The organism is Streptomyces sp. LHD-70, assembly GCF_031157275.1.
Classification (GTDB): domain Bacteria; phylum Actinomycetota; class Actinomycetes; order Streptomycetales; family Streptomycetaceae; genus Streptomyces.
Map to the genome: position 1 here is coordinate 161,200 of NZ_JAVIFW010000009.1, position 22,316 is coordinate 183,515.

General features: G+C 70.8%; 24 protein-coding genes. 13 read left to right on the forward strand and 11 right to left on the reverse strand.

Annotated features, from left to right (window positions below; all coding sequences use genetic code 11):
* The first annotated feature begins 9 nt into the window (after positions 1-9).
* Positions 10-606, forward strand: a complete 597-nt coding sequence (locus RCO28_RS19465) for a Uma2 family endonuclease (protein ID WP_308942426.1) — start codon at positions 10-12, stop codon at positions 604-606.
* 41 nt (positions 607-647) lie between these two features.
* Positions 648-1,637, forward strand: coding sequence for an aldo/keto reductase (locus RCO28_RS19470; RefSeq protein ID WP_308942427.1), 990 nt, complete (start codon positions 648-650; stop codon positions 1,635-1,637).
* Between the two features lie 141 nt (positions 1,638-1,778).
* On the opposite strand, the gene thpR is transcribed toward RCO28_RS19470, so the two are convergent.
* The 3 genes from thpR to RCO28_RS19485 all read right to left on the reverse strand — a co-directional run bounded on the left by thpR (position 1,779) and on the right by RCO28_RS19485 (position 4,318).
* Positions 1,779-2,351 (reverse strand): RNA 2',3'-cyclic phosphodiesterase, encoded by a 573-nt coding sequence (thpR, locus tag RCO28_RS19475; RefSeq protein ID WP_308942428.1) that lies wholly within the window; start codon positions 2,349-2,351, stop codon positions 1,779-1,781.
* 112 nt (positions 2,352-2,463) lie between these two features.
* Positions 2,464-3,813 (reverse strand): MFS transporter, encoded by a 1,350-nt coding sequence (locus tag RCO28_RS19480; RefSeq protein WP_308942429.1) that lies wholly within the window; start codon positions 3,811-3,813, stop codon positions 2,464-2,466.
* Positions 3,814-3,877: 64 nt separating this feature from the next.
* Positions 3,878-4,318, reverse strand: coding sequence for a MarR family transcriptional regulator (locus RCO28_RS19485; protein WP_308942430.1), 441 nt, complete (start codon positions 4,316-4,318; stop codon positions 3,878-3,880).
* A 141-nt stretch (positions 4,319-4,459) separates the two neighbouring features.
* Here RCO28_RS19485 and RCO28_RS19490 point away from each other — a divergent pair, with 141 nt between their 5' ends.
* Positions 4,460-4,648 (forward strand): ribbon-helix-helix protein, CopG family, encoded by a 189-nt coding sequence (locus tag RCO28_RS19490; protein ID WP_308942431.1) that lies wholly within the window; start codon positions 4,460-4,462, stop codon positions 4,646-4,648.
* Positions 4,649-4,716: 68 nt separating this feature from the next.
* On the forward strand, positions 4,717-4,917 hold the full coding sequence (locus tag RCO28_RS19495) for a hypothetical protein (RefSeq protein ID WP_308942432.1): 201 nt from the start codon (positions 4,717-4,719) through the stop codon (positions 4,915-4,917).
* An 11-nt stretch (positions 4,918-4,928) separates the two neighbouring features.
* Here RCO28_RS19495 and RCO28_RS19500 read toward each other — a convergent pair whose 3' ends face one another.
* On the reverse strand, positions 4,929-6,374 hold the full coding sequence (locus tag RCO28_RS19500; protein WP_308942433.1) for an NCS2 family permease: 1,446 nt from the start codon (positions 6,372-6,374) through the stop codon (positions 4,929-4,931).
* Between the two features lie 228 nt (positions 6,375-6,602).
* Here RCO28_RS19500 and RCO28_RS19505 point away from each other — a divergent pair, with 228 nt between their 5' ends.
* Positions 6,603-6,908, forward strand: a complete 306-nt coding sequence (locus tag RCO28_RS19505; protein WP_308942434.1) for a DUF2530 domain-containing protein — start codon at positions 6,603-6,605, stop codon at positions 6,906-6,908.
* Positions 6,909-7,083: 175 nt separating this feature from the next.
* A complete protein-coding gene (locus RCO28_RS19510; RefSeq protein WP_308942435.1) occupies positions 7,084-9,534 on the forward strand; it encodes an HAD-IC family P-type ATPase in 2,451 nt (816 codons plus the stop codon).
* Between the two features lie 97 nt (positions 9,535-9,631).
* Here RCO28_RS19510 and RCO28_RS19515 read toward each other — a convergent pair whose 3' ends face one another.
* The 3 genes from RCO28_RS19515 to RCO28_RS19525 all read right to left on the reverse strand — a co-directional run bounded on the left by RCO28_RS19515 (position 9,632) and on the right by RCO28_RS19525 (position 13,975).
* Entirely contained in the window at positions 9,632-12,748 is a 3,117-nt protein-coding gene (locus tag RCO28_RS19515) for a sacsin N-terminal ATP-binding-like domain-containing protein (protein WP_308942436.1), read from the reverse strand.
* Positions 12,749-12,981: 233 nt separating this feature from the next.
* Entirely contained in the window at positions 12,982-13,188 is a 207-nt protein-coding gene (locus RCO28_RS19520) for a DUF397 domain-containing protein (protein WP_308942437.1), read from the reverse strand.
* Entirely contained in the window at positions 13,181-13,975 is a 795-nt protein-coding gene (locus RCO28_RS19525) for a helix-turn-helix transcriptional regulator (protein ID WP_308942438.1), read from the reverse strand. The genes RCO28_RS19520 and RCO28_RS19525 overlap by 8 nt, the downstream gene beginning before the upstream one ends.
* Positions 13,976-14,094: 119 nt before the next feature.
* On the opposite strand from RCO28_RS19525, the gene RCO28_RS19530 reads away from it, so the two are divergent.
* Genes RCO28_RS19530 through RCO28_RS19540 form a run of 3 tightly spaced genes read left to right on the forward strand, consistent with a single transcriptional unit; the run spans position 14,095 to position 14,860 of the window.
* Positions 14,095-14,304 (forward strand): hypothetical protein, encoded by a 210-nt coding sequence (locus tag RCO28_RS19530; protein WP_308942439.1) that lies wholly within the window; start codon positions 14,095-14,097, stop codon positions 14,302-14,304.
* A complete protein-coding gene (locus RCO28_RS19535; protein ID WP_308942440.1) occupies positions 14,301-14,528 on the forward strand; it encodes a hypothetical protein in 228 nt (75 codons plus the stop codon). The genes RCO28_RS19530 and RCO28_RS19535 overlap by 4 nt, the downstream gene beginning before the upstream one ends.
* Complete coding sequence (locus tag RCO28_RS19540; RefSeq protein ID WP_308942441.1) at positions 14,525-14,860, forward strand: hypothetical protein; 336 nt, start codon at positions 14,525-14,527, stop codon at positions 14,858-14,860. Before RCO28_RS19535 ends, RCO28_RS19540 begins: the two co-directional genes overlap by 4 nt.
* A gap of 25 nt (positions 14,861-14,885) precedes the next feature.
* On the opposite strand, the gene RCO28_RS19545 is transcribed toward RCO28_RS19540, so the two are convergent.
* From RCO28_RS19545 to RCO28_RS19555, 3 genes are all read right to left on the reverse strand, one after another.
* Positions 14,886-16,094: a transposase gene (locus tag RCO28_RS19545; RefSeq protein ID WP_308942442.1), complete on the reverse strand. Its 1,209-nt coding sequence runs from the start codon at positions 16,092-16,094 to the stop codon at positions 14,886-14,888.
* Positions 16,091-16,519, reverse strand: coding sequence for an IS200/IS605 family transposase (gene tnpA, locus RCO28_RS19550; protein WP_374991202.1), 429 nt, complete (start codon positions 16,517-16,519; stop codon positions 16,091-16,093). Before tnpA ends, RCO28_RS19545 begins: the two co-directional genes overlap by 4 nt.
* 464 nt (positions 16,520-16,983) lie before the next feature.
* Positions 16,984-17,910, reverse strand: coding sequence for a DUF3027 domain-containing protein (locus RCO28_RS19555; RefSeq protein ID WP_308942443.1), 927 nt, complete (start codon positions 17,908-17,910; stop codon positions 16,984-16,986).
* 416 nt (positions 17,911-18,326) lie between these two features.
* Between RCO28_RS19555 and RCO28_RS19560 the strand changes: the two genes are divergently transcribed.
* From RCO28_RS19560 to RCO28_RS19575, 4 genes are all read left to right on the forward strand, one after another.
* Positions 18,327-19,658 (forward strand): MFS transporter, encoded by a 1,332-nt coding sequence (locus tag RCO28_RS19560; RefSeq protein WP_308942625.1) that lies wholly within the window; start codon positions 18,327-18,329, stop codon positions 19,656-19,658.
* Positions 19,659-19,818: 160 nt separating this feature from the next.
* The gene (locus RCO28_RS19565; RefSeq protein WP_308942444.1) at positions 19,819-20,301 is read left to right on the forward strand and encodes a DUF2771 domain-containing protein; all 483 of its coding nucleotides are present in this window, start codon (positions 19,819-19,821) and stop codon (positions 20,299-20,301) included.
* A 23-nt stretch (positions 20,302-20,324) separates the two neighbouring features.
* Positions 20,325-20,990: a futalosine hydrolase gene (locus RCO28_RS19570; protein ID WP_308942626.1), complete on the forward strand. Its 666-nt coding sequence runs from the start codon at positions 20,325-20,327 to the stop codon at positions 20,988-20,990.
* Positions 20,987-21,826 (forward strand): 1,4-dihydroxy-6-naphthoate synthase, encoded by an 840-nt coding sequence (locus tag RCO28_RS19575; RefSeq protein ID WP_308942445.1) that lies wholly within the window; start codon positions 20,987-20,989, stop codon positions 21,824-21,826. The genes RCO28_RS19570 and RCO28_RS19575 overlap by 4 nt, the downstream gene beginning before the upstream one ends.
* Positions 21,827-21,846: 20 nt before the next feature.
* Here RCO28_RS19575 and RCO28_RS19580 read toward each other — a convergent pair whose 3' ends face one another.
* Positions 21,847-22,230, reverse strand: a complete 384-nt coding sequence (locus RCO28_RS19580; protein ID WP_282539955.1) for a cold-shock protein — start codon at positions 22,228-22,230, stop codon at positions 21,847-21,849.
* Positions 22,231-22,316: the final 86 nt, after the last annotated feature.

Consider the following 22,316-nt stretch of genomic DNA (forward strand, 5'->3'; position numbering starts at 1 on the left):
AGCGCCACGATGACCGTCGTAGAGACCGACAGGATCGAGATGGCCGAAAGCAACGACGAGCGCACTCTGGACGAGATGTTCGAGTGGCTTGAAAAGATGCCCATCCCCGAGGGATACAAGACCGAGTTCGTCGGGGGGCACCTCTTCATGTCGCCGCAGCGGGACAACCACTGGGAAATCATCTTCGACATCCTCGACCAGCTGCGCACCAAGTACCCGCGCAAGCGCCTCAAGTCCGACGTGCGGATCGACTACCCCGGATATCTCAACGGCTTCGCCACCGACGTCACGCTGCTCAAAGCGGATGCCGTCAAGAACGCCAAGGGCCAGTGGCGGTACCAGGACGTCGAGTTCACGGCCGAAGTCATCAGCCGAAGCACCGGAATGAACGACTACGGCCCGAAGAAGGACGCCTACGCCGAAGCCGGAGTCCCCCTCTACCTCGTCGTCGACCCCTACCAGGGCCGGTGCCACGTCTACACCGACCCCAAGAACGGCGAATACCGGTCAGAGTCGAAGGCTGACTTCGGCGAAGAGATCGACCTCACCCACACCGTCATCGGCGTCACCCTCGACACCTCCGACTTCCACCGCGAGGGACGGTGACCCTTGCCTAGAGCCCACTCCACGCACTTCGCTGTACACCCATGAAGTACACGCAGCTTGGACGCACGGGACTCAAGGTCAGCCGACTCGTCCTCGGCACCATGAACTTCGGCCCGCAGACCGACGAGCCGGAGAGTCACGCGATCATGGACGCCGCGCTCGGCGCGGGCGTCAACTTCTTCGACACCGCCAATGTGTACGGCTGGGGCGAGAACAAGGGCCGTACCGAGGAGATCATCGGCAGCTGGCTCGCCAAGGGCGGCGACCGGCGCGACAAGGTCGTGCTCGCCACCAAGGTGTACGGCAACATGGCCGGCGACGGCGATGTGTGGCCCAACCACGACCGCCTCTCCGCGCTCAACATCCGCCGCGCCGTGGACGCCTCCCTCAAGCGGCTCCAGACGGACCACATCGACCTCTACCAGTTCCACCACATCGACCGCCGCACCCCGGTCGAGGAGATCTGGCAGGCCATCGACGTACTGATCAAGCAGGGCAAGATCCTCTACGCCGGCTCCTCCAACTTCCCCGGCTGGAAGATCGCCCAGACCAACGAGACCGCCCGCCGCCTCGGCAGCTACGGCCTGGTCAGCGAGCAGTGCCTCTACAACCTCGCCGAGCGCCGCGCCGAGATGGAGGTGATCCCGGCCGCGCAGGAGTACGGACTCGGGGTCATCCCGTGGTCGCCGCTGCACGGCGGACTGCTCGGCGGCGTCATCAAGAAGGAGGCGCAGGGCGGGCGCAGGACCAGCGGCCGCAGCGCCGACGCACTCGCCAACTCGCAGATGCGGGAGAAGGTGCAGGCCTACGAGGACCTGCTCGACAAGCACGGCATCGAACCCGGCGAGGCCGCCCTGGCCTGGCTCCTCACCCGGCCCGGGGTGACCGGCCCGATCGTCGGCCCGCGCACCGCCGACCAGCTGGCCTCGGCGCTGCGCGCGGTCGAGCTGGAGCTGGGCGACGAGGTACTCGCGTCCCTGGACGAGATCTTCCCGGGTCCCGGCCCGTCGCCGGAGGCCTTCGCCTGGTAGCTCGGACGGCTCAGTACGCGAGGGCGTCGGCCGTACGCGGGTGCCTCACCCCACGGCCGACGCCACCGCCACGACGACGAACATCAGCACAAGTACACCGGCCATGATCCGGTTACGGGTCTTCGGGTCCACCCTTCGAGGTTAACCGGCGCCCCCGAGCGGCCAGCGCTCGACCTCCTCGTACCGCGGCCGCTCCCCCGGCACACCACTGCGCGGCAGTCGGCTGTGCACGAGCGCGAGGTCGCCGACCGTCCACGGCTCCGAGGCGAATCCGGCGAGCACTTCGACGTACGGGCGCAGGTCGACGACGGCGGCGCGGCTGCGGGCGAGGGTGAGGTGCGGGGTGTAGCGGCGGTGGCCTTCCATGGCGAGGCCCGCCTTGCGCGCGGCCGCCTCCGCCCGCTCCGCGAGCCGCCGCATCACATCGAGCTCGCCGTCCGCCCCGACCCAGAGCGCCCGGTCCCCGAACCGGCCGCCGCCGCGCAGGGCGAGCCGGAACGGCGCGGTGCGGTGGGCGGCCCGCGCGAGCCGCTCCCGCAGCTCGGGCCGGGTCTCCTCGGGTACGTCGCCCAGGAACGCCAGCGTGAAGTGCCATCCGGCCCGCTCGGTCCAGCGCAACTCGTCGGCCCCGGGCAGCCGCTTCAACTCGCGCACCTCGCGGAGGAGTTGATGGACGGCGACAGCCGGGGGCAGAACGGCGGCGAAGAGTCTCATCGACCCAGTCTGCACGGGTCCCCATCGCCGGAGGGCTCAATATTGAGCCCTCCGGCGCTTGAGGAGCGGGGGCCTGGGGGCGGAGCCCCCAGAGCTGTCCGGGGGCACAGCGTCACGCCGCCGTGGCCAGCCGATCCCGCGGCACGAAGCGGACCTGCGGGTGGCCGTGGTGCATGCCCACCTTCAGGCGCAGGCCGCCGACGCGGGCCAGGATCAGGCCGACCGTGCCCGCGGCGAGCGCGGCGATCAGGCCGCCCGCGGCGAAGCCGATCCGGGCACCGTACGTGTCGGTGATCCAGCCGACTAGGGGCGCGCCGACCGGCGTACCGCCCGTGAAGACCATCATGAACAGGGCCATGACGCGGCCCCGCATGATCGGGTCGGTGGCCATCTGGACGCTGGAGTTGGCGGTCACGTTGACCGTCAGGCCCAGCATGCCGAGCGGCACGAGCAGCGCCGCGAACAGCCAGAACGTGGGCGCGAAGGACGCCACGATCTCCAGCAGCCCGAAGGCGAGCGCGGCCCCGACGAGCAGCCGCAGCCGCGAGGTGGCGCGGCGGGCGGCGAGCAGCGCACCGGCGAGCGAACCGGCCGCCATCAGGGTGTTGAGCAGGCCGTACGTCCCGGCGTCGCCGCCGAACACGTCGTCGACGAAGGCGCTGAGCCAGATCGGGAAGTTGAACCCGAAGGTGCCGATGAACCCGACGAGGACGATCGGCCAGATCAGCTCGGGCCGCCCGGCGACGTACTTGAGGCCTTCCTTCAGCTGGCCCTTGCCGCGCGGCGCCCGCTCCACCTTGTACAGCTCGGCCGTACGCATCAGGGCGAGGCCGGCCATCGGCGCCAGGAAGGAGAGGCCGTTGAGCAGGAACGCCCAGCCGCTGCCGACCGCGGTGATCAGGACACCGGCGACGGCGGGCCCGACCAGGCGCGCGGACTGGAAGTTCGCGGAGTTCAGGCTGACGGCGTTGGCCAGCTGCTCCTTGCCGACCATCTCCGACACGAAGGTCTGCCGCGCCGGGTTGTCGACGACGGTGACGAGGCCGAGCAGGAACGCGGTGAGGTAGACGTGCCAGACCTGGACGTGCCCGCTGAGGGTGAGCACACCGAGCGCGGCACCGGTCAGACCCATCGCGGTCTGGGTGAAGAACAGCAGCTTCCGCTTGGGCAGCCGGTCGACGAGCACGCCGCCGTAGAGCCCGAAGAGCAGCATCGGCAGGAACTGCAGCGCGGTGGTGATACCGACGGCGGTGGCGGAGCCGGTGAGGCTGAGCACCAGCCAGTCCTGGGCGATGCGCTGCATCCAGGTGCCGGTGTTGGAGACGACTTGACCCGTGAAGAAGAGCCGGTAGTTACGGACCTTCAGCGAGCTGAACATGCTCGGCTTGCGGGAGTCGGTGCGGACGGGGGTGTCGTGGGTGGCTGGTGCGGGGGCGGAGTCTGCTCCGGATCCCGTACTCAAAAGAGTTCGCCTCCTTGGTACTTGACGATCGTGCGGGTGGTTGTGCGGGTGGTCGTGCGGGTGGTTATTGCAGGTGGGCGAGCTTCTCCAGGACGGGGGCGGCTGCGCGCAGCTTCTCCCACTCCTCCTCGTCGAGGCCCTCGGCCAGCTGGGCCAGCCAGGCGTTCCGCTTGCGGCGGCTCTCCTCGAGCATCGCCTCGGCGGTCTCGGTCTGGCTGACCACCTTCTGGCGGCGGTCCTCGGGATGCGGCTCAAGCCGGACCAGTCCCTTGGCTTCGAGCAGGGCCACGATGCGGGTCATCGACGGCGGCTGTACGTGCTCCTTGCGGGCGAGCTCGCCCGGGGTCGCGGAGCCGCACCGGGCGAGGGTGCCGAGCACCGACATCTCGGTCGGGCTCAGCGACTCGTCGACCCGTTGATGCTTGAGGCGGCGCCCGATGCGCATGATCGCGGAGCGGAGTGCGTTCACGGCGGCTACGTCGTCGCCATGGGAGAGGTCCGGCATGTTCGTTAGCATAACTCATTACCCTGACTAAGGAACAGCCCATTACCTGGGCCGCACGGAAGCGGAATCGATCCAGATCACCCATATGAGTGAGACGGCTGCGGAAAGTGACACACCGCCCGTCACAGTCCGGCGACCCTGATGTGCATGGAGACCAACGTGCTCAGCCTGCGCATAGACGGAGAGCTGCTCGACCGGCTCCGGGGTCACGCGGCGAAAAGAGGAATGAGCGTCCAGGACTACGTGGTCCGGACGCTCATTCGTGACGACTTCGACGAGCGGTTCAAGACGGCCGTCGAGGAGACGGAGAAGTTCTACGGGGTGCGGTGATCGCCCAGCTGCGGAACCTGCCGGTTGACGCAGCGCATCCCGTGATCAACGGCGTCGTTGATCACGGCATGAAAAAGATGATGACCCTTCTGCCCCTGGTGATGACGTTCAGCGCGGCGGCCGCGGGTAGCGCGGCCGCGGACGAGACCCACACGAACTCGCACAACGCGCCCGTGGTCACGCTCGTCCACACCGGTCAGATCGACGACCCGATGGAGGACGTCCTTGAGCACACGCTCCTCGTCGGCGGCAAGCACACCTGGCGCTAGACCCCAGGGACTTACGTCAGCTGGAGTGCCGGCATCAGGTAGTAGAAGGCGAACACCGCGGAGACCGCGTACATCGCCACCGGCACCTCGCGCGCCCGTCCGGCGGCGACCCGCAGCACCGTGAACGTGATGAAGCCGATGCCGATGCCGTTCGTGATCGAGTACGTGAACGGCATCATCACCATCGTGAGGAACGCCGGGATCGCGATCGTGTAGTCCTTCCAGTCGATCGCGCCGATCGAACCGGACAGGATCAGGAAGCCCACCGCGAGCAGCGCGGGGGTCGCCGCGCCGGACGGCACCATCGTGGCGAGCGGCGTGAGGAACAGCGCGACCGTGAAGAGGCCACCGGAGACGATGTTCGCGAATCCGGTACGGGCGCCCTCGCCGACACCGGCCGTGGACTCCACGAAGCAGGTGGTCGCCGAGGAGGAGCTGGCGCCACCGCAGGCGACCGCGACGCCGTCGACGAACAGGACCTTGTTCATGCCCGGCATGTTGTCGTTCTCGTCCATCAGCTCGGCCTCCTCGCCGACGGCCATGATCGTGCCCATGGCGTCGAAGAAGCAGGAGAGCAGCACGGTGAAGACGAAGAGGATGCCCGTGAGCAGGCCGACCTTCTCGAAGCCGCCGAACAGGCTGACCTGACCGACGAGCCCGAAGTCCGGCGAGGCGACCGGGTTGCCCGGCCACTTCGGGGTGGTCAGTCCCCAGGAGGGCACGGTGGCCACGGCGTTGATGACCATCGCGACGATCGTCATCACGACGATCGAGATCAGGATCGCGCCCGGCACCTTGCGGACGATCAGCGCGAGCGTGAGCAGCACACCGAGGACGAAGACGAGGACCGGCCAGCCGTTGAGGTGGCCGTCGGCGCCCAGCTGGAGCGGGACGGTGGTGTGCGCGGCGTCGGGCATGCGCGAGACGAAACCGGCGTCGACGAGGCCGATCAGCATGATGAACAGGCCGATACCGATGGCGATGCCCTTGCGCAGGCCGAGCGGCACCGCGTTCATGACCCGCTCGCGCAGACCGGTGGCGACGAGCAGCATCACGACGAAGCCCGCGAGGACCACCATGCCCATCGCGTCGGGCCAGCTCATCCGGGGGGCGAGCTGGAGGGCGACGACGGTGTTCACGCCGAGACCGGCGGCGAGGGCGATCGGGACGTTGCCGATGACGCCCATCAGGAGCGTGGTGAACGCCGCCGTCAGCGCGGTCGCCGTGACCAGCTGGGCATTGTCCAGCTGGTTGCCGTACATGTCCTTCGCGCTGCCCAGAATGATCGGGTTGAGCACGATGATGTAGGCCATCGCGAAGAAGGTGGCGAAACCGCCGCGGACCTCGCGGGCCAGGGTCGAACCCCGCTCAGTGATCTTGAAGTACCGGTCGAGTGCGCCGGTGGGCTCCCCCGACGGGGACTGCTTGGGGTCGTCGACCGTGGCCGAGGGGGTCATGCGTGAACCTCAGACGTTCATGGCGGGGCTCGCCGAAAGGGTGCTGTGGGGGGCGGCCGAGTCACGCGCACCTTGTAGCTTCTTACGAAGAAAAGTGGTCAGACTCAAGCCGTTTCAGTATGAATACATAGGGCAAAAATCGCTATCTCCGCGCGTAGACCCTTGCGCCGCCGGGGATCCCCCGAGGCCCCGCGCTCCCGCCCGTACGGGCCTCGTAAGCTTGAGCACATGGCGAAGTGGACACCCAAGTACGAGGCGCCGGAGCCGCTCGAAGGCCCCGTCGTCGCCACCATCACGGGCGGCACGATCCTCTGGTTCGTCCTCTTCCTCGTGCAGCTCCCCTTCTACGGCTGGTTCGACGACCGCGGCCAGACCTGGTGGGTGTGGACCTGCCTGGCCGGCGCGGGCCTCGGCTGCATCGGCATCTGGTACGTAAGGGGACGCGACGCGGCCATCAAACGGCACGCGGCCGAGCGGGACGCGGCCGAGCGGGAAGCTGCCGAGGCGGCTTCGCCGGAGTCGACGACCCCGTAGCCCCGGATTCGCCTCGCCGGAGTCGACTCCACAGCCCCGGACTCGACTCCATGGCCCCCAGGTCCCACGCCCCGTAGTACCCAGGTCGCAGAGCCCCCAGGGGTTCCCCTGACCCGTCCCTGATTCCCCTGCACTCGACGGGTGAGCGGCGCCCGTGGCCCGTACCGTCGGAACCATGACGCAGCGGGCACATATCGACACCGAGGGGCCGGACCCCGCACGGCAGGGGACCGCCCTCGACGCCGGGCCGGGAGCGGGATCCAGGCATCCGGCGACTCCGGCGGTGGCGGCGCTTGGGCTCAGCACCGCCGAGGTCGCCGAGCGTGTCGCCCGCGGCGAGGTCAATGACGTGCCGGTGCGCTCCAGCCGCTCCGTCATCGACATCGTCCGCGCCAATGTCCTCACCCGGTTCAACCTGATCATCGGCGTCCTCTGGGTGATCATGATGTTCGTCGCGCCGTGGCAGGACACCTTCTTCGGGTACGTGATCCTCGCCAACACCGGCATCGGCATCATCCAGGAGCTCCGCGCCAAGAAGACCCTCGACAACCTGGCCGTGATCGGCGAGACCAGACCCACGGTCCGGCGGGACGGGCGGGCCGCCGAGATCTCCACCTCCGAGATCGTGCTCGGCGACCTCATCGAGATCGGGCCGGGCGACAAGATCGTGGTCGACGGCGCGTGCGTCGAGACCGACAGCCTGGAGGTCGACGAGTCGCTGCTGACCGGCGAGGCCGACCCCGTGGTGAAGAAGCCGGGGGACGTCATGATGTCCGGCTCGTTCGTGGTCGCGGGCGGCGGCGCCTTCACCGCCACCAAGGTCGGCCGCGAGGCCTACGCGGCCCAACTCGCCGAGGAGGCCTCCCGTTTCACGCTCGTCCACTCCGAGCTGCGCTCCGGCATCTCCACCATCCTCAAGTACGTGACCTGGCTGATGGTGCCGACCTCCATCGGCCTGGTGATCTCCCAACTCGTCGTGAAGAACGACGAGTTCAAGGAGTCCATCGCGTACACCGTCGGCGGCATCGTCCCGATGATCCCCGAAGGGCTCGTGCTCCTCACGTCCATGGCCTTCGCGATCGGCGTGATCCGGCTCGGCCGCAAGCAGTGCCTCGTCCAGGAACTGCCCGCCATCGAAGGGCTCGCGCGCGTCGACACCGTCTGCCTCGACAAGACCGGCACCCTCACCGAGGGCGGCATGGACGTCACCGAGGTCCGGCCGCTGCACGGCGCCGACGAGGCGTACGTGACCAAGGTCCTCGGCGCCCTCGGCGAGTCCGACCCGCGGCCCAACGCCTCGCTCCAGGCGATCATCGACGCCTACCCGGACAGCGAGGAGTGGCGCTGCATCGAGTCGCTGCCGTTCTCCTCGGCCCGCAAGTACAGCGGCGCCAGCTTCAGCGAGGGCGACGGCGAGACCTCCACCTGGCTGCTCGGCGCCCCCGACGTCCTGCTGCCCGCCGCGGACGCCCTGCTCGACGAGATCGAGGACCTCAACCACCAGGGCCTGCGCGTCCTCCTCCTCGCCCGCGGCGGTACGGACCTGGACGCCCCCGACGTCTCCGCCGGCGCCCGCCCGCACGCCCTGGTCGTCCTGGAGCAGCGGCTGCGCCCCGACGCCTCCGACACCCTGCGCTACTTCGAGGAGCAGAGCGTCCAGGCCAAGGTGATCTCCGGGGACAACGCGATCTCCGTCGGCGCCGTCGCCGCCAAGCTGGACCTGCCCGGCGCCGAGCGCACCGTGGACGCCCGCACCCTGCCGAAGGAGCAGGGGGAGATGGCGGAGGCGCTCGACGCCAACGCGGTGTTCGGGCGGGTCACGCCGCAGCAGAAGCGGGACATGGTGGGCGCGCTGCAGTCCAAGGGGCACACGGTCGCGATGACCGGCGACGGCGTCAACGACGTGCTCGCACTCAAGGACGCCGACATCGGCGTGTCCATGGGCTCCGGCTCCGAGGCCACCAAGGCCGTCGCCCAGATCGTGCTGCTCAACAACAGCTTCGCGACGCTGCCTTCGGTGGTCGCCGAGGGCCGCCGCGTCATCGGCAACATCACGCGCGTCGCCACGCTGTTCCTCGTCAAGACCGTCTACTCGGTGCTGCTTGCCCTGCTTGTGGTCTGCACCCAGGTCGAGTACCTGTTCCTGCCCCGGCACTTGACGCTCCTGTCCACCCTGACCATCGGCGTCCCGGCGTTCTTCCTCGCGCTCGCCCCGAACAAGGAGCGCGCGAAGGCCCACTTCGTCCGCCGGGTCATGCGGTACGCGATCCCCGGCGGCATCATCGCGGCCCTCGCGACGTTCAGTACGTACCTGCTCGCCCGCGCCCACTACGCGGGGGCGGGCGCGCGCGAGGCGGAGACCAGCGCGGCGACGCTGACGCTGTTCCTGATCGCCATGTGGGTCCTGGCGATCATCGCCCGCCCCTACACCTGGTGGCGGGTCTGCCTGGTGGCCGCGATGGGCACGGGCTTCCTGCTCGTCATGGTCGTGCCGTGGCTCCAGGACATGTTCAAGCTGAAGCTGGTGGGGGCGACGATGCCGTGGTCGGCGGTGGGGATCGCTGCGGCGGCGGCGGTGCTGGTGGAGGTCGCGTTCCGGTGGGTGGACAGACGGTTCCCGGCGTGAAATTCAGCCCCTCCGGCGATTGAGGAGCGGGGGTCTGGGGGCTGGCCCCCAGGAGCCGACCGCAGGTCTTTCGAGAAGGGGCGGGGAGGGGGAAAAATCAGTCGAACCAGCGGTCCCGGCTCAACTCCGTTGTGCGGGAGGGATCTTCGAGGAGGACCGCCACCTCGAACCGCCGGGGCCACTGCCGCGCCGCCCAGGCGAGGCCCGCCGCGACGCCCTCCAGGGTCGCCGCGTGGACGGTGCCGTCCGGCGTCCGGCGCCAGTCCAGCTCAACCCCGCCCACCAGCAGCTCCTCGTGTTCCCGGTACGAAGCCGGAGTCGCCGCTCCGAGCAGCGTACGTACCGCATCCTGTACCGCGTGCTCGACGCCCTCGTCCGGTACCTCCGCCGCCACCTCGACGCTCAACCGCCGCACCTGCAAAAGCTCCGCGAGGTCCGCCGCCCGCGCCGGGGCGACCGGCAGCAGCGCGAGCCCAGCCGTCAGCGGCAGCAGATCCGGCGCGTCCGCGACCACCGCGTCGGCCGCGTCCACCACCGTCACGCGCCCGTCGACCACGGCCCGCAGCTCCTCCGGCAGCGTCACCTGCTCCGGGTCGAGCTCGGCCAACGCCCCGTACAGCGCGTGCAGTTGGGCTGCGGAGACGGCGAGATCGGGGTCGGCGAGGCGGTCAAGGAGCTCCGCCGCGCCGCCCGGCTCGTCGAGCAGCGCGGCCACGGACGTACGGACGCCGAGCGCCCGCAGCACCTGCTCGTCCTCGAACCCGGAGGCGTCCGCCTCCTCGTAGAGCCCGGCGAGCAGCGGATCGGCGCCCGCGGCGCGCAGTCCGGCCGGGCGCCGCCCGTCGAGCACCGGGTGCCCGCGCAGCCACCAGGCGGTGTACGGGCGTACGGACTCGGTGGTGCCGTCGGGCAGCAGCACCCGCACCGGCTGCGTCAGCGCGTCCCGCAGCGGCGGCTGGGCGAGCAGCGCGAGCGCCTGCGGCCAGCGGTCGTCGTCGACGAGGTCGAGATCGCGTACGGCGACGAGTTCGGTGGCGACGGGCGGTACGGGCGTGTCGGGCAGCTGGTCGAGGACGTCCTCGCACCACACGTCGACCGCGTCGAGCAGCCCCGCGTCGTCCGGCTCCGCGAAGTCCCCCTCACGGGGCTCCAGTTCGTCCGGGTCGAGTACGACATCGGTGGCGCGGACCAGCGTGAAGCCCGCGAGCACCCCGCACGCGGCGAGCGGCGGCCCACCCCAGCGGTCGGCCAACTCCTGCTCTACGAGGGCGAGTTCGCCTTCACGCATGACGGCGGCGAAGTCACTGCCGGGCAGGACCAGCTCACCGGCGGGCGCGGGCTCGCCCTCGTCGTCGGTCAGGGCGAGCGCGCCGAGCCAGGGTTCGTCGCCGGGTTCGAGGCCCGCGTCCCGGACGAGCGCGAGCACGATCTCCGCCAACTCGTCGTTGTCCAGGGCGTCTTCGTCCCAGATGTCGTCGTCGAGGGAGGCGGCGACGGCCGCGCGCACCTGCGGGGTGGTGAGGACGGCGCGCGGCGTGGCGGGCAGGGCGCCCAGCTTTTCGAGCAGCGGGTGCGCGGCCTCGGAGTGCGCGACCTTCAGGCCGAGCCGGGCCAGCCCTTCGGGGGTGTCGGGCCCGGGCAGCAGCAGGTGCCGCGGCCCGATCGCCGTACGCCCGTCCGCCAGGGGAACGGGAAGCCCGCTCAGCCGGTCCGGGTCGACCCCGGCGAGGGACTCGTACAGCCGCCACCACCAGCCCGGCCCCCGTTCGAGCCCCGCCAGCCGGTCCACGGCGTCCTGCAGCGGCAGCCGCGCCACCCCGAGGGTGCGCAGCTCGACGCGCCGCTCCAGGCCCGCGGGCAGCAGCGTCGGCAGCACCTCGGCGAGCACGCGTACGGTCTCGTCCCCGGCGCCCTCGACGACCTCGGCCTCGAAGGGCCGCAGCGCGGCAGGCTTGCCCTCCTCGCCCTCCTCGTCCTCGTCCGGCGGTGCGGCCGGGGCGAGGAACGCGGTGCGCGGAAGCAGTTCGAGCACGGCGGTGCGCAGCGCGCCGTCAAGGGCGGCGGCGCCCAGGGCACCCGGCACGAGATCGATGATCCCGGTCGTCAACGGCCGCCATTCAGCGAGGAGTTGGGCGTACGCCTCGGCCGCCCGCGCCACCAGGAAGTCCGTCAGCGGGCCCGGCGCGGCGTGCCGGCGCGTGGTGTCGAGCGGGAACGAGCCGATCAGCAGCGCCGGCACCCCGAGCGCCTCGTCACTCGGAGTCGGCGCGTGCACGACGGGCGCGGTACGGGGCCTCTGCGGCGCCCCCTCCCCGTCCACGGGCACCGCCCACGTCACCGACCACTGCGGCCGCGCCCGCTCCTCGGTGGGCCGGTCCCGCAGCAGCTCCCCATCGAGCCGCCCGTTGCGCTCCACGGTCCGCCAGCGGGTCGTACCGTGCACGGAGTCGGCGATCCGGGCGTACGGGCCGTCGTGATCGCGGGTGAGGGTGCGGGTGCGGTCGCCGTTCTCGATGCTGACCTCCGTCAGCCCGGGCAGCGCGAGGAGGAGGGCATCGTCGACCCCCTCAAGCAGCCGCTCGACCAGCGCCTCGGCGGCGGCGTCCCGCAGCGGCAGGATGACGACGGTGTCGTACGTGTCGGGCGCGGACCCCTCCGCCGCGAACGGCAGCCGCAGCAGCGGCACATGACCGTCCCGGCGGCGGATCTCCTCGCCGAGCTCGGGGCTGCGTTCAGCGGCGACGGCGGCGGTCAGCTCGCGCGCCTCGGCCAGCGACCACCTGATGCCACCGGACCGGCCGACCACGGCGGGCTCGTCACTCACGGCAAGGACGGCGGCGAAGCCGACCCCGAACCGTCCGACGGTCGCACTCCCCCCGCTGTCCCGCTTCGAGGAGGCTCGCAACGTACTGAGCGACTCGACTCCGGCCGCGTCCAGCGGCGCCCCGGTGTTCGCGGCGGCGAGCACCCCGTCACGGAGGGTGAGCCGCAGCCGCCCGGGAACTTTCGCTCGGGCAGCGGCGTCGGCGGCGTTCTGCGCGAGCTCCACGACGAGCCGGTCCCGGTACCCGCCGAGCGCGAGGTCCTCCTCGGCGTTGGCGTCCTCCCGGAACCGTGCAGGAGCGGCGGCCCACGCGTCGAGCACGGCCCGCCGCAGCCCCACGGTGCCGAACGGGTCGGCCCCTTCGGGCGCGGGCCGGACGAATCTGCTCACGGTGGTCCTCCTCGTCGGCGGCGGGCTGCCGCGGGTGCTTGCTGCCGCCTGAAGGTACCGGGTGATCACCGCACCGGGTCAGCCACCCGGCCCCGCACGGCCTGGGCGGCGCCGATTTCTGTCCACATCTGTGCACCAGGATGCCGGTGGAAGGGCCGGGGCGCGTCCCGGCAGTGGGCGCGAGGTGGCTCCGCCAGGATTCGTACGGCCTTCGGGCCGACCCCGTGCGCGGGTCAGCCCGCCTTGAGCGCGTCGACGAACGCGGTCCAGGTGGACGGCGTGAAGAGGAGGGCGGGGCCTTGGGGGGATTTGGAGTCGCGGACGGGGACGGTGGGGTGCCCGTCCACGACTTCGAGGCAGGAGCCGGACTCGGCGCCGCTGTACGACGACTTGCGCCAGCCACTCAGCGCGCTGGCGTCGACGATGCTGCGGTCAGTCATGGCGCTCATGTTCCTTTGCTCGTGCCCTCATAAAAGCCAACGATTCATCCAACGACAGAGCGTCAGTCAAAGCAAGGTCGTATGCGTTCTGGAGGCGTTCGACCACCGCCGGAGAGTCGTGCACCTTGCCGACGGACAACCCCTCGGTGTACGCAGCAGGAGGCTGATCCTCGAACCACATCAGCGTCACCATCCCCTGCAACACGTGGTACGTACCCCTGGCCGTCGGCATCACATGAACACGGATGCGCTCCGCCTCCACCAGGCCGACCAAATGCTCGACCTGCTCCGCCATCACCTCTCCCCCGCCGACCGGACGGCGCAGCACCGCCTCGTCGAGCAGCGCCCACACCACAGGAGTGACCGGATCGCGGAGGATCTCCGACCGCTGAAGCCGTGTGACAACGTGCCTGTCACGCTCTTCGGCACCTAGCGGCGGAAACGAGGCACCAATCACCGCGTTCGCGTACCGCCGAGTCTGCAGGATGCCCGGTACGTGAGAAGGGGCGAACTCCCGCAACATGACGGCCTGCCGCTCCAAGGCACGCGCCGACTCGAAGTAGTCCGCAACCACCGAGCCGTCATCGGGGCGGAAGCTGCTCAGCACATCCCCCGTACCGAGTACCCGGTCCAGGCTCCGCGCGTCCTCCGCCGACGGAATCCGCCTCCCCGCCTCGATATGAGCGATATGACTGCGCGTCATGTGCGCATCGTGGGCCACCTGCTCCTGCGTCCTACCGAGGGCCTCCCGCCGGGCCCTCAACCACTCCCCGTACTTGCTGGCCATCAACCAACTCCCCTTCCCCACGTGACAAATGACGGGTCACACCGCACCCCCTTCTCAAGCTACGCACGCCGACGCCACTCTGTGAGCAGTTCGCTACAGAGAGCAGAGAGGTGCAGGTCATGAGCACAGCCGAGGAGCGGATCAGGGAGGCGGAGTCGGTGCGGGACGCGCTGCGGGCGGCGCTCGCGGCGGTCGGGGTCAAGTTGCCGTCGTTCCGCCTGGACCAGCTGTCGTGCGCTCGCGAGAACCCGTACCCGCTCATCGAGTTGGGCCGCTGCGACGTCGCGACGGCGCGGACGCTGGCCGAGGCGCTGGGGGCGGCGCGATGAGGGAGCCTCGACCGCCGATCGGTGAGCCCGTACGGGACGAAGCGACCGGCAGGGTGGGCGAGGTGATGGGGCATCAGGGCGGCTACGTGCAGCTGCGGCCGCTGCTCGGCGGGCGGGAGTGGGACGTACGGCCGGACCGGGTGCGTCCGGTGACGGCCACGGAGCTGCTGAGCGCGCGGGTGGCGGAGCTGAACTCCCTTACGCGGAAGGCCCGTACGACGTGAACCTGCTCGCCCGCCTCCTCGACCGCCTCCTCCCGCCCAGCGGCACCCGCCGCCGCACGCCCGCCCCGGGGGCGTCGTCGCCCCCACCGCGCCGCGTGATCACCCCGCCGCGCCGCAGCAGCCCGTACGCGCGGGACGCCGCCGACGACACGACCGTGTACGTCGACCCGCCCCTCTGGAACACCCTCCGCCCGTACGTCCACATCCACGCCCACCCGAAGTTCGTTCCGGCGGAGCAGCACGCCCAGGCCCACCGCCGCTGGGCCCTGGACATGGCCCTACGGGGGCGGGATGTGGGGCCCGAGCGGATTCGTGACTCCACCCACGCGTGACCGCACGGGCTTCCTGTGTCGGTGGCTAGGCCGCCGCGCAGAGGGCCAGCCCGGCCCTGTTGAGGACGTTCGTCGCGCCGACGTGGTCCGCGTTCGCTGCGAACCCGCACGCCGTGCACTGGAACTTCGCTTGGGTGGCGCGGTTCTCCTTCGCGGTGTGCCCGCAGGACGGGCACGTGCGGGAGGTGTTGCGGGGGTCCACGGCGATGACGGTCCGACCGGCGCTTTCAGCCTTGTTGGTGAGGATCGCGAGGAACACCCCCCAACCCGCGTCGAGGATGCTGCGGTTGAGTCCGGTCTTGGCGGCGGCGCCGTTCGGCAGGAAGCAGCCGGGCTGCTCGGGGTCGGGCTTGGGGGCGGGGTTCTTGGTCATGCCCGCTGTGTTGAGCCGCTCGTGGGCGATGATGTCGTGGTCGCGCACGAGAGTGAGCGCGGTCTTGTGCGCGTGGTCCAGGCGCTGGCGGCGGATCTTCGCGTACAGCTTCGCCACCCGGCGGGTAGCGGCTCGGTGTGCTTTGGTGCGCCGCCTGGTGCGCTTGGGGAACGTGGCGAGGTGCCGCTGCGCTTCGGCGAGTTCGTCGGCCGCTGCTTCGAGGAAGCGGGGGTTGGCGATGTGCTCGCCGTCGGAGGTGGTCAGGAAGTGGGTGACGCCCATGTCGATGCCGACCACCGCGCCCGTGTCCGGCAGCTGCTCTGCGGGCACCTCGTCGCAGGACAGGACGACGTACCAACGGTTGCCCTCGCGCTTGATGCTGATCGTCTTGACCCGTCCGCGCACGGGGCGGTGCTTGTGCACGCGGATGTGCCCGACGCCTTGGAGGCGGACGCGGGTCTGTGGGTCGTGGGGCGTGCTGTCCCAGCGGCAGCCGTCACCGTCCTTGGGGAAGGTGACGGTGTCGAAGTGCCCGACGCCCTTGAAGCGCGGGTAGCCCGGAGTCTGCCCGCCCTTCACGCGGCGGAAGAACGCGGCGAATGCCTTGTCCAGGCGGCGAAGGGTGGCCTGCTGGGAGGAGAACGACCAGCGTCCCTGACGCTCGGGGTCGAACGCCCGGATCTCCTTGAGCTGGGCGGACTGGTCGCCGTACTTGATGCTCGTCTTCGAGGTGTGCCGGTAGGCGTCCCGGCGTTCCTGGAGGGCGCCGTTGTACAGCGAGCAGTGATCCCGCAGCATCTCGCCCAGCGCGGCCGTCTGACGAGCCGTGGGACGCAGGAGGAACTTGTACGCGCGGATCACAAGCCGCTGGCCTCCGGATTCTTCCGGGGGCGTTCCCACTGGGTGTTGATGTACTTCTCGACCGTCGCCGCCGGTACCGCGCCGACCGATGCCGCGAAGTACGACGACGACCACAGCGTGGGCATCCGCGACTTCAAGTGCGGGAACTCCGCCCGCAGCACGCGGGAAGTGAAGCCCTTGAACTGGTTCGCCACGTACGAGGCCGACGACTTCGGGTCGTGTTTGACGAAGAGGTGGACGCGGTCGGGCATCACCTCAAGGGTGATGATCTCCCAACCTCGTTCCTCCGCCTTCTGCCGGATCAGTTCGTCCAGGCGTTCCGCGACCCGGCCGCCGAGAACCGGACGGCGGTATTTCGGACACCACACCACGTGGAGCCCGAGGTCATACACACCGCCGGAGAACCGGCGAACCTTCCTGGCCACAGTCACGCAATCACTATACAAACGACACATGTCTAGCGGGTCAGAAAGGCGGTAAGGATGAACGGTGCACATCCGTGCACCCAGTTGAGGTCAGAGCAGCCCAGAGAAGCCATTCAATTCCCCACCCCGCTAAAGCGGGGCCTCCCCTGGCTAGGTCCTGGCAGCGTGAGGCCTGGCTTCGTCGTACGGGGGAGCGGTCACTGCTCCCGGTTTCGGCGTACGGGGCGCTGTCGGGCGGTGCGTTGCGGGTGTGAGTGCGCGACTCGTGGGTGGGGGCGGGTGGGTGGGAGAGCGGCCGCGGCGGCACGTGCCGGGTGAACGGCTTCGGGGGCGCGGGGCACCCCGCACGTGCCGGGTGAACGGCTACGACGGCGCGGGGCACCCCGCACGTGCCGGGTGAACGGCTGCGACGACAACGTGCACCGGAACGTGCCGGGCGACCAGCTCCCCGTACCCCGAAAGACCTAGCTGTGGCCCAAGTCCTCCGAGCCGTCGCCCGACGGTTCCGTGGGGACCGAGCCCTCCGGGGAGGGGCGGAGGGGGAGGACGTCGACGTTCATCGAGTCGAAGGCGTGCGGCGCCGGGCGCGGGGGCTTCGGCATGACCGCCGCCTCGGAGTGGCCGCCGCAGCCGTACGCGAGGGACACCACGTGGCCGTCGGCGGGGCTGAACTCGTTGGCGCAGACGCCGAAGGCCTGGCGCAGGGAGCCGGCGAGCGGCATCAGGAAGGCGCAGCTGACGCAGGTCGCGGGGGCCGCCTGGGCCATCTGCGTCTTCGCGCCGTACCCCTCCTCCCAGCGGTCGGCGGCGACATGCAGGCCGTACCGGGACAGGACGCGGGCCCGGCGCATGCCGAGCTCCTCGGCGACCGCGGCGATGGAGCCGCGCAGCGGGGCGAGCGACAGGGTGGCCGGCGGGCCGCCGGTGACCTCCGCGTCCTCGGCCTCGACCAGGTCGGCCATCTCGTCGGAGACCGGAGAGTTGGGGGCCGGCTCGTCCTCGCCCGTGTACCCGGGCTCCAGGCGCAGGTCGTCCGCGTCGGTGGGAAGGAGGTCGCCGGGGCCGAGGTCGCCGGGGCGCAGGCGCTCGCTCCACGGCACCCACTCGGGGGCGAGGAGGGCGTCGGGGCCGGGCAGCAGCACGGTCTCGTCGAGGGTGACGATCTTCGCGCGGGAGGCGCGGGCGACGGTGACGGCCCAGCGCCAGCCGCGGTACCCCATCTCCTTGCACTCGAAGAAGTGCGTGACGACCCGGTCCCCCTCGGAGACCACCTCGACGTGCTCACCGACGACGCCGGGTGCGGCGGCCTCCTCGGCCGCTGCCCTGGCGAGGCCGATCGCCTCGGCGCACATGCGGTCGGGGGTGCGGCTTCGCGTTGTCGCTGCGCTCACAGGTATCGCTTCTCTCCTACGCCGTCTCACGGGTGCGCCGTCCTTCGGTGCGGGGCACGGACGGAGCGGACCAGTGGGCCGCGTCGACGTCCGCGCCCGGTCACTCCCGGGCGCGCCTACGTCATCCATTCTGCGGGATGACAAAGAGGCGCGCGGCCAAGAACAACCGCCGCAGGCGCGCTACGCACGCTACCCCCTCGAAGCGCCCGAGCCCACATGGCGTCCGCCCCGAGAAGATCACCGCTTGGTTCCGAAAAGGTTCCGACAGGTCTCGGCCGGGACCACCGAGACACCGTCCGCCGCCCCTTACCCGTATCCGAACGCCCGGCTTGGGGCACTATGACGGGGTGGCCTCTCCTTCAGGATCACGGCCCGGACCACCGCCCGGATCACCGCCGCCCGAGCGAGCGAGCCCGCTGCGCAGAGTGGGCCGCGTGGTCGGCCGTGCCCTGCACCTGCCGTTCACGGGCCCCGCGAAGGGCATCAGGAAGGCGACGCACGCGCACGGTGCGGGGGAGTCCGGTCTCGGCAAGCTGATCGAGCTGCACGGCGTGAACGGCGCGGGCGACGTGCTGATCACGGTGGCCCTCGCCTCGACGGTGTTCTTCTCCGTGCCGACGGACGAGGCGCGCGGCCGGGTCGCGCTCTATCTGGCGATCACGATGGCCCCGTTCACACTCCTGGCCCCCGTGGTCGGCCCGCTTCTGGACCGGCTGCCGCACGGCCGGCGGGCGGCGATGGCCGGTTCGATGCTGGCGCGGGTGCTGCTCGCGCTGACCCTGTCGGGCGCGGTGGCCACGGGGTCGATCGAGCTGTATCCGGCGGCCCTCGGCGTCCTCGTCGCGTCGAAGGCGTACGGGGTGGTGCGCAGCGCCGTCGTACCGCGTCTGCTGCCACCGACGTTCTCGCTGGTGAAGGCCAATTCGCGGGTGACGCTCGGCGGGCTGCTCGCGACCGGTGTGGCCGCGCCGATCGGGGCCGGGCTGCATCAGATCGGGCCGCAGTGGCCGCTGTACGGGGCGTGCGCGGTGTTTCTGTTCGGGGCGTTCCTTTCGTTCCGGCTGCCGCACAAGGTCGACTCTGCGCGCGGTGAGTCGCGCGCGCTGCTCGCGGCGGACGAGGAGCATCTGCATCTGCCGCACGGCAAGAAGCCGGGCCTGCGCACGGTCGGCCCGGCGGTGACGCACGGGCTCGCCGCGAACGCCTCGCTGCGCTGCCTCTCCGGGTTCCTGATCTTCTTCCTGGCGTTCCTGCTGCGCGAGGAGCCGCTCAGCGGGCAGAGCGCCGCCGTGTCCCTCGGCATGGTGGCGGTCGCGGCGGGTGTGGGGAACGCGCTCGGTACGGCGGTCGGCGCCGCGCTCCGCAAACGGCCGCCGGAGCTGATCATCGTGACCGTCGTCGGCTTCGTCCTGGTCGTCGCGATCGCCGCGTCGCTGTTCTACGGCACTCCGCTCATCGCCGTGCTCGGAGCGGTGGCGGGCCTCGGCCAGGCGCTCGCGAAGCTGTCCCTGGACGCGCTGATCCAGCGGGACGTGCCCGAGCTGGTCCGTACCTCGGCGTTCGCCCGCTCGGAGACGCTGCTGCAGATGTCGTGGGTGATCGGCGGCGGCGTCGGCATCTCGCTGCCCCTGGACGGCGGCCTCGGCCTGGGTGTGGGCGCGTGCATCGTGGCGCTCGGCTGGCTGACGACCGTGCGGGGGCTGGTCAGGGTGGCGCACCGGGAGGGGAAGGCCCCTCGCGTGAAGTGATGTCACAGTGTGTCGTCACTTCCGCGAGGCAGGGTGCGGCCTGCGGGGCGGGGCGGGGCGGGGCGGGCGTACGGCACCGGCCTGCGGCGACGGGGCGGGCGCACGGCACGCCGGACCCCGCGTGGCGGGAGGTGTGGGGGCGCCAGATAGCCTTTCGCGCATGACCTCCCTGCGTATGACGGCCAAGGGCCGCCGCACCGCTGCCGCCCTCGGCGCCGTGTCCGCCGGACTTCTCGCCCTCTCGGCCTGTGAAAAGCCGACGCCGCTCGCGACCGTGACGGTCAACGGCACGTCCGTGAACACCGAGGCCGCCTGCTACAGCGAGGACAAGGCGATCGGCGAGAGCGAGATCAAGTCCTGCCTGGAGAAGGAAGCCGAGAAGACGATCACGGTCGGCATGGACGACAAGGTCCGCTTCGGCGTCGACCCGGAGGTCGCCGAGCACGGCTGGACCCTGTTCATCGGCGGCCAGCAGGCCGAGCAGGAGCCGTTCAAGAAGACGTACCGCTCCATCCCCGGCAATGTGTTCTTCTCCTCCGGCCAGGGCGGCCCGGCGCTGAAGAAGGCGCAGGTCTCGCTGGTGGAGACCGACGGCAACCAGCTCAAGGGCATCTGGCACTTCGAGCTCAAGAAGGGTGAGTAGGAGTTCCTGAGCCCCGGATTCTGATCGCCACAGCGGTTCCCGCCGAGCGGGACGCTGTGGCCCGGGCCGTATCCGCGACCCCGCCCGAGCACCGGTCGGCCTACGACTGTGTCGCCGTCGGCGTGGGCCCGGCCGCGGCCGCCGCGGGTACCGCCGTCGCGCTCACCACGGCCGCACTCCGCGGTGAGCCCTACGACCTGGTGGTGTCCGCGGGGATCGGCGGCGGCTTCCAGCCTCAGTCGCCGGTCGGCTCGGTGGTCGTCGCCGACGCGATCCTCGCCGCCGACCTGGGCGCCGAGACCGGCGAGGGCTTCCTGTCGGTCACCGACCTCGGTTTCGGTACGGCCGAGCACACCCCGCCGCCTCCGCTCGTACGGCTCGCGGCCACCGTCACCGGCGCCCGTACCGGCACCGTCCTCACCGTCTCCACCGTGACCGGCACCGCGCACCGCGCCGCCGAGCTGCGGGAGCGCCACCCGCGGGCCGCCGCCGAGGCGATGGAGGGCTTCGGTGTGGCCGAGGCCGCCGCCGCGCACGGCGTTCCGGTGCTCGAAGTGCGGGCCGTGTCCAACGCGGTGGGCCCCCGCGACCGTGCCGCCTGGCGCATCGGGGACGCGCTGGCCGCGCTCACCGCCGCTTTCGGCGCCCTCGTTCCCGTCCTGGTCCTTCCCGCTGAGGAGTCGCCGTGAGCCTGCGCATCGCGTACTCGCCCTGCCCCAACGACACGTTCGTCTTCCACGCGTGGGCGCACGGACAGGTGCCGGGGGCGCCGGAGCTCGACGTCACGTTCGCCGACATCGACCTCACCAACGGCATGGCGGAGCGCGGCGAGTTCGACATCCTGAAGGTGTCGTACGCGGTGCTGCCGTACGTCCTCGACGAGTACGCGCTGCTGCCCTGCGGCGGGGCGCTCGGCCGGGGCTGCGGGCCGCTCGTGCTCACCCGCGAGCCGGGCACGGACCTGGCCGGGAAGACGGTGGCGGTGCCGAGCGAGCGGTCGACGGCCTATCTGCTGTTCCGGCTGTGGGCCGCGGAGACGGTGCGGGACGGCGCCCCGGACATCGTGGTGCTGCCGTTCCACGAGATCATGCCGGCGGTGCGCGACGGCAAGGTCGACGCCGGACTCGTCATCCACGAGGCGCGGTTCACGTACCAGGAGTACGGGCTGCACTGCCTCGCCGACATGGGCGAGCACTGGGAGCACACCACGGGACTGCCGATCCCGCTCGGCGCGATCATCGCGAAGCGCTCGCTCGGCGAGGACGTCCTGAAGTCCCTTGCGGAGGCGGCCCGTTCCTCGGTGCGGATGGCCTGGGACGACCCGGAGGCCTCGCGGGGGTATGTCCTCGCGCACGCGCAGGAGATGGACCCGGCCGTCGCGGACCAGCACATCGGCCTGTACGTCAACGAGTTCACGGCCGACCTCGGCGAGAGCGGCTACGCGGCCGTGCGCGGGCTGCTCACCCGCGCGGCGGCCGAGGGGCTGGTACCGCCCCTCGGCCGGGATGCACTGCGGTTTCCGTAAAGGGTTACGGGTTCTGGGGTCTAGACGTCCAGCTGGTCGGCGACCGCGCGCAGCATGCCCGCGATCTTCGCGCCGTGCGCCTTGTCGGGGTAGCGGCCGCGCTCCAGCTGCTGGGAGACGCTCTCCAGGAGCGTCGTCAGGTCCTGCACGATCGACGCCAGCTCGTCGGGCTTGCGGCGCTGGGCCGCGGCGACCGAGGGCGCCGGGTCGAGGAGCGTCACGGACAGCGCCTGGTCCCCGCGCTGGCCTGCGACGACACCGAACTCCACGCGTTGTCCGGGCTTGAGTGAATCGACTCCGTCGGGCAGCACGGACGAGTGAACGAAGACGTCACCGCCGTCGTCACGGGAGAGAAAGCCGAAGCCCTTCTCACTGTTGAACCACTTGACCTTGCCGGTAGGCACGTCTGTCCGTCCTCGTCTGTTCTCGTACGCGCGTCGCACGCGGCCCTGGATAGCAGTCTGGCGGGCCGCTTGACCCGCCGGGACCC

Excerpts from the sequence above, each read along its gene's own strand:
- RCO28_RS19465 (WP_308942426.1), top strand. The coding sequence starts at position 10 with ATGACCGTCGTAGAGACCGACAGGATCGAGATGGCCGAAAGCAACGAC.
- RCO28_RS19470 (WP_308942427.1), top strand. The coding sequence starts at position 648 with ATGAAGTACACGCAGCTTGGACGCACGGGACTCAAGGTCAGCCGACTC.
- thpR (WP_308942428.1), bottom strand. The coding sequence starts at position 2,351 with ATGAGACTCTTCGCCGCCGTTCTGCCCCCGGCTGTCGCCGTCCATCAA.
- RCO28_RS19485 (WP_308942430.1), bottom strand. The coding sequence starts at position 4,318 with ATGCCGGACCTCTCCCATGGCGACGACGTAGCCGCCGTGAACGCACTC.
- RCO28_RS19490 (WP_308942431.1), top strand. The coding sequence starts at position 4,460 with ATGTGCATGGAGACCAACGTGCTCAGCCTGCGCATAGACGGAGAGCTG.
- RCO28_RS19495 (WP_308942432.1), top strand. The coding sequence starts at position 4,717 with ATGAAAAAGATGATGACCCTTCTGCCCCTGGTGATGACGTTCAGCGCG.
- RCO28_RS19500 (WP_308942433.1), bottom strand. The coding sequence starts at position 6,374 with ATGACCCCCTCGGCCACGGTCGACGACCCCAAGCAGTCCCCGTCGGGG.
- RCO28_RS19505 (WP_308942434.1), top strand. The coding sequence starts at position 6,603 with ATGGCGAAGTGGACACCCAAGTACGAGGCGCCGGAGCCGCTCGAAGGC.
- RCO28_RS19510 (WP_308942435.1), top strand. The coding sequence starts at position 7,084 with ATGACGCAGCGGGCACATATCGACACCGAGGGGCCGGACCCCGCACGG.
- RCO28_RS19520 (WP_308942437.1), bottom strand. The coding sequence starts at position 13,188 with ATGACTGACCGCAGCATCGTCGACGCCAGCGCGCTGAGTGGCTGGCGC.
- RCO28_RS19525 (WP_308942438.1), bottom strand. The coding sequence starts at position 13,975 with ATGGCCAGCAAGTACGGGGAGTGGTTGAGGGCCCGGCGGGAGGCCCTC.
- RCO28_RS19530 (WP_308942439.1), top strand. The coding sequence starts at position 14,095 with ATGAGCACAGCCGAGGAGCGGATCAGGGAGGCGGAGTCGGTGCGGGAC.
- RCO28_RS19535 (WP_308942440.1), top strand. The coding sequence starts at position 14,301 with ATGAGGGAGCCTCGACCGCCGATCGGTGAGCCCGTACGGGACGAAGCG.
- RCO28_RS19565 (WP_308942444.1), top strand. The coding sequence starts at position 19,819 with ATGACCTCCCTGCGTATGACGGCCAAGGGCCGCCGCACCGCTGCCGCC.